The sequence below is a fragment of the Yoonia sp. genome (assembly GCF_036007805.1).
Classification (GTDB): domain Bacteria; phylum Pseudomonadota; class Alphaproteobacteria; order Rhodobacterales; family Rhodobacteraceae; genus Yoonia.
Genome location: NZ_DASYOK010000127.1, coordinates 1 through 3,939 on the forward strand (window position 1 = coordinate 1; position 3,939 = coordinate 3,939).

Annotated in this window: 6 protein-coding genes; all 6 read left to right on the top strand. The window is 58.2% G+C overall.

Annotation, left to right across the window (positions count from 1 at the left end; genetic code table 11):
• Nucleotides 1–768 (top strand): crotonase/enoyl-CoA hydratase family protein (locus tag VGP75_RS07070; RefSeq protein WP_327542982.1); only part of this gene is annotated, 768 nt, incomplete at its 5' end.
• 68 nt (nucleotides 769–836) lie between these two features.
• Nucleotides 837–1,778 carry a hypothetical protein gene (locus VGP75_RS07075; protein ID WP_327542983.1) on the top strand — a complete coding sequence of 314 codons (942 nt, stop codon included), beginning with the start codon at nucleotides 837–839 and terminating at the stop codon, nucleotides 1,776–1,778.
• A gap of 121 nt (nucleotides 1,779–1,899) precedes the next feature.
• Nucleotides 1,900–2,265 (top strand): NADH-quinone oxidoreductase subunit A, encoded by a 366-nt coding sequence (locus VGP75_RS07080; RefSeq protein WP_327542984.1) that lies wholly within the window; start codon nucleotides 1,900–1,902, stop codon nucleotides 2,263–2,265.
• Nucleotides 2,256–2,786, top strand: a complete 531-nt coding sequence (locus VGP75_RS07085) for a NuoB/complex I 20 kDa subunit family protein (RefSeq protein ID WP_055293137.1) — start codon at nucleotides 2,256–2,258, stop codon at nucleotides 2,784–2,786. The genes VGP75_RS07080 and VGP75_RS07085 overlap by 10 nt, the downstream gene beginning before the upstream one ends.
• 50 nt (nucleotides 2,787–2,836) lie before the next feature.
• Entirely contained in the window at nucleotides 2,837–3,448 is a 612-nt protein-coding gene (locus VGP75_RS07090; RefSeq protein WP_327542985.1) for an NADH-quinone oxidoreductase subunit C, read from the top strand.
• The coding region (locus VGP75_RS07095; RefSeq protein WP_327542986.1) for a sulfotransferase at nucleotides 3,448–3,939 on the top strand (492 nt) is incomplete at its 3' end. The genes VGP75_RS07090 and VGP75_RS07095, both read left to right, overlap by 1 nt.

Consider the following 3,939-nt stretch of genomic DNA (forward strand, 5'->3'; position numbering starts at 1 on the left):
GATGCGCGCGGTGTCGCGACGCTGGCCCTTGCGCGGCCTGAAAAGCACAATGCGCTGTCGCAGGCGCTGATTGATGATTTGACGGCAGTGGCCGCCAAGATTGCGGCGAACCCTGCGATCCGCGTTGTTGTCCTGACAGGGCAGGGTGCATCCTTCTGCGCAGGTGGTGATCTGGGCTGGATGCAGGACCAGATGGCAGGGGATGCCGCCGCAAAACGGGTGGCAGCACAGTCTCTGGCGCAGATGCTGGGGGCGATCAACACCTTGCCACAACCGGTCATCGGGCGGGTGCAGGGCAACGCCTTTGGCGGCGGTGTCGGGATGGCCTGTGTCTGCGATATCGCGATTGCGGCGGATCACGCCAAATTCGGGCTGACCGAGACCAAACTGGGGCTGATCCCCGCGACCATCGGGCCTTATGTTCTGGCGCGGATGGGTGAGGCAATGGCGCGGCGGGTGTTCATGTCAGGCAGGCTTTTTGACGCTGCCGAAGCTGTTGATCTGGGTGTTGTCGCCAAAGCTGTCCCCGCAGCTGCGCTGGATCAGGCGATCGAGGCGGAAGTGGCCCCTTATCTGCAATGTGCGCCTGATGCCGTTGCTGCGGCCAAAGCCTTTGCGCGCACATTGGGCCCCGTCATCGACGAATCGGTGATTGCGCGGTCCATCGACGCGTTGATCGCCCAGTGGGAGGGCCATTCAGCGAAAGAAGGCATTTCTGCCTTTTTTGAGCGGCGAAAACCCGATTGGACCGTCACTTCGGCGTCATAATCGTCAGAATTGTGTCTCACTTCTGACCGATTTCGCAGGGCATTCTACCTGTGGAGTAGGAGAGTGACATGCAATTTGAATGGCCCACAGCCGAACAGATGATGTACCGCATGATGCGTTTGCGCCGCTTGATCGCGCTGGCGGTCGCAATTCCTGTGCTTGTGATGCTGGGCGTGGCGTTCTTTGATCCCGCCGCTTTGACCCCCGAGCGCGCGACACTTGCGTCCTTGTCGGTTGCGTTGCTGGTTGTCGGTCATGTCGTCCTTTTCCCCAATGTCACGCTTGAGACGATCGCTTTGTCATTGTCGGTGACGGCGCTGATCGTCGTGATGCCGTTGATCAAGATCGTTGCAGGCTGGGCCCCTGCCGCGCACCAGTCAGCCGCCCTTGTTATTCTGGTGTGCCTCTCTGTTGCAGCAATGGGCGTGGTGATGGCGCTTTTGCAGATTCTCTTCAATCTGCTGGCCTATGCGGGACCTGTCTGGCGGATTCGCCTGAAAACAAAACTCGCGCTGCCCTGTTCCGCTTCGGTGGCACGCCGCCAGTGCGCATTGCAGCCGCAAACCCGCCGTGGACGAATCCTGACCGGTCCTGCGGATGACAACGGGTTCTTTGATGTGGCCGTTGCGGCCCCCCATGCCGCTGACCCCCAAAACCCCGACCAGCCAATGATTGTGAAGGTCGACGCCAAGGTGCTGACATCAACGGATGCGCGCCATGATGTGATGATCGTGCTGCCGAACGGGTCTGTCACGGTGACTTCGCAGAGCTTTACGTCCGAGGGGAATGGCTGCTGTGTCGAGGTGACGGATATGCCGGGTGATTTCACTGTCGGAATGCACGCGATCTTCTGGCTGACCGATCAGCAGGCCGATAACCTGACCGAAATGACCGATATCATCCTCGGGCAGGAAACGCGGGCGAATGGTTTGGCGCATAATGTGTCACTGCTCTCTGTTGCAGGCGCTTTGCTGTCGCCACGCCATCCTGTGGCCAATCGCGCGAAATAAATCCTTTCAAATTGCTGTGGTGTGACCTTCCGCTCGGTTGACCCTTTGTGGTGGCAACGGTATGCACAACGCAGCCAACAGACGGCGCGTGTCATGCGCGCCCTGCCGAAAGGAACACACCTTGCAGGAAATGCTCTCTGAATACCTGCCGATCATGATCTTTCTGGGGCTCGCCATTGCGCTGGGACTGATCCTGATCATTGCTGCGGCCATTGTTGCGGTGCGCAACCCTGACCCAGAAAAAGTGTCCGCCTACGAATGTGGATTTAACGCATTCGATGATGCGCGGATGAAGTTCGATGTCCGCTTTTATCTGGTCGCGATCCTGTTCATCATCTTTGACCTTGAAGTCGCGTTCCTTTTCCCTTGGGCCGTGGCCTTCCAAGACATTAGCATGACGGCGTTTTGGTCGATGATGGTGTTTCTGGGTGTGCTCACGATTGGCTTTGCCTACGAATGGAAGAAAGGGGCGCTCGAATGGGAGTGATGACTGGAACTGCGGTAGGTGCCGACAAAGAACACGGCGCGCAGCTGATTAATTCCGAGTTGCAGGACAAGGGATTCCTTGTGACCTCAACCGCGGACATCATTAACTGGGCGCGCACCGGTAGCTTGCACTGGATGACCTTTGGTTTGGCCTGCTGTGCAGTGGAAATGATGCACACCTCGATGCCGCGCTATGACCTTGAGCGGTTTGGCACGGCCCCGCGCGCATCCCCGCGCCAGTCCGATCTGATGATCGTGGCCGGTACGCTGACCAACAAAATGGCCCCTGCGCTGCGCAAGGTTTACGATCAGATGCCAGAGCCGCGCTATGTGATCTCGATGGGGTCCTGTGCGAATGGCGGCGGCTACTACCACTACAGCTATTCCGTAGTGCGTGGCTGTGACCGCATCGTGCCTGTTGATATTTACGTGCCGGGCTGTCCGCCCACGGCCGAGGCGCTGCTTTACGGTATCCTGCAATTGCAGCGCAAAATGCGCCGCACCGGTACTATCGTGCGCTAGGCCGCACGGGTGAAAACGTCGTCCGTTGAACGCGGCGAAAGGAAGAGAAAATGACTGAAGCCCTGCAGGAACTTGGCACCCATCTTGAGATGAAGCGCCGCGACTGCGTGCTGTCTTGGGAAGTCGCCCATGACGAACTGACCGTAACTGTCGCACCCTCGGCGCTGGTGGCCTTTGTCGAGTTTCTCAAGATGGACGGCGCCTGCAAGTTTTCCTCGCTTGTGGATATTACGGCCGTAGACTACCCCAGCCGCGCCAAGCGCTTTGACGTGATCTACCATTTCCTGAGCATGTATCAGAACCACCGCATTCGCCTGCGCGTGCAGATCCGCGAAGAGGATATGATGCCCTCGATCATTTCGGTGCATCCGTCGGCCAACTGGTTCGAGCGCGAAGTCTTCGATATGTTCGGTATCCTTTTCTCGGGGCACCCCGATCTGCGCCGCATCCTGACGGATTACGGTTTCCGCGGCCATCCGTTGCGCAAGGATTTCCCGACAACCGGCTATACCGAAGTGCGCTATGACGAAGTGCAAAAGCGCGTGGTTTATGAACCCGTCAGCCTTGTGCAGGAATACCGCCAGTTCGATTTCATGTCACCTTGGGAGGGGGCTGAATACATCCTGCCGGGCGACGAAAAGAAAGCAGAGAAAGCAGGCTGATGGCCGCGCCAACCCTTCTTTTCTGCGTCGGTGCCACGAAGGCGGGCACGACATGGCTTTATCGCTATCTGCATGATCACCCCGAGTGCGCCATGCCTGCGGTGAAAGAAGCACATTATTGGGATACGTTCGACGCGGAACGCTGTGAAAAACAGTTGGTGGCCTTTCGCGTCCGTCTGCGTGAAATGCGCGCTGCCAAGGTGCAAGCCGATGCAGAGGGCCGTCGTTGGCAGGTCGAGAATATGGATCGCCGCATCAAGGATATGCAGGCGCTGATCACAGTCCTTGAGGGTGATCGCAAGGCAGACAGCGCCTATGCTGCGTGGCTTGGGAGCGGGCGTGACGCGGCTAGGGTGGTGGGTGACATCACGCCGAATTATGCCACGCTGAGTGATGAAGAACTTGCGCGGATGCGTGACCTTTCACCCAATACCAAGTTTCTCTATCTGATCCGTGATCCGCTTGATCGCCTCTGGTCGCATATCCGGATG

Coding starts and splice junctions, on each gene's coding strand:
- VGP75_RS07075 (WP_327542983.1), top strand. CDS start 837: ATGCAATTTGAATGGCCCACAGCCGAACAGATGATGTACCGCATGATG.
- VGP75_RS07085 (WP_055293137.1), top strand. CDS start 2,256: ATGGGAGTGATGACTGGAACTGCGGTAGGTGCCGACAAAGAACACGGC.
- VGP75_RS07090 (WP_327542985.1), top strand. CDS start 2,837: ATGACTGAAGCCCTGCAGGAACTTGGCACCCATCTTGAGATGAAGCGC.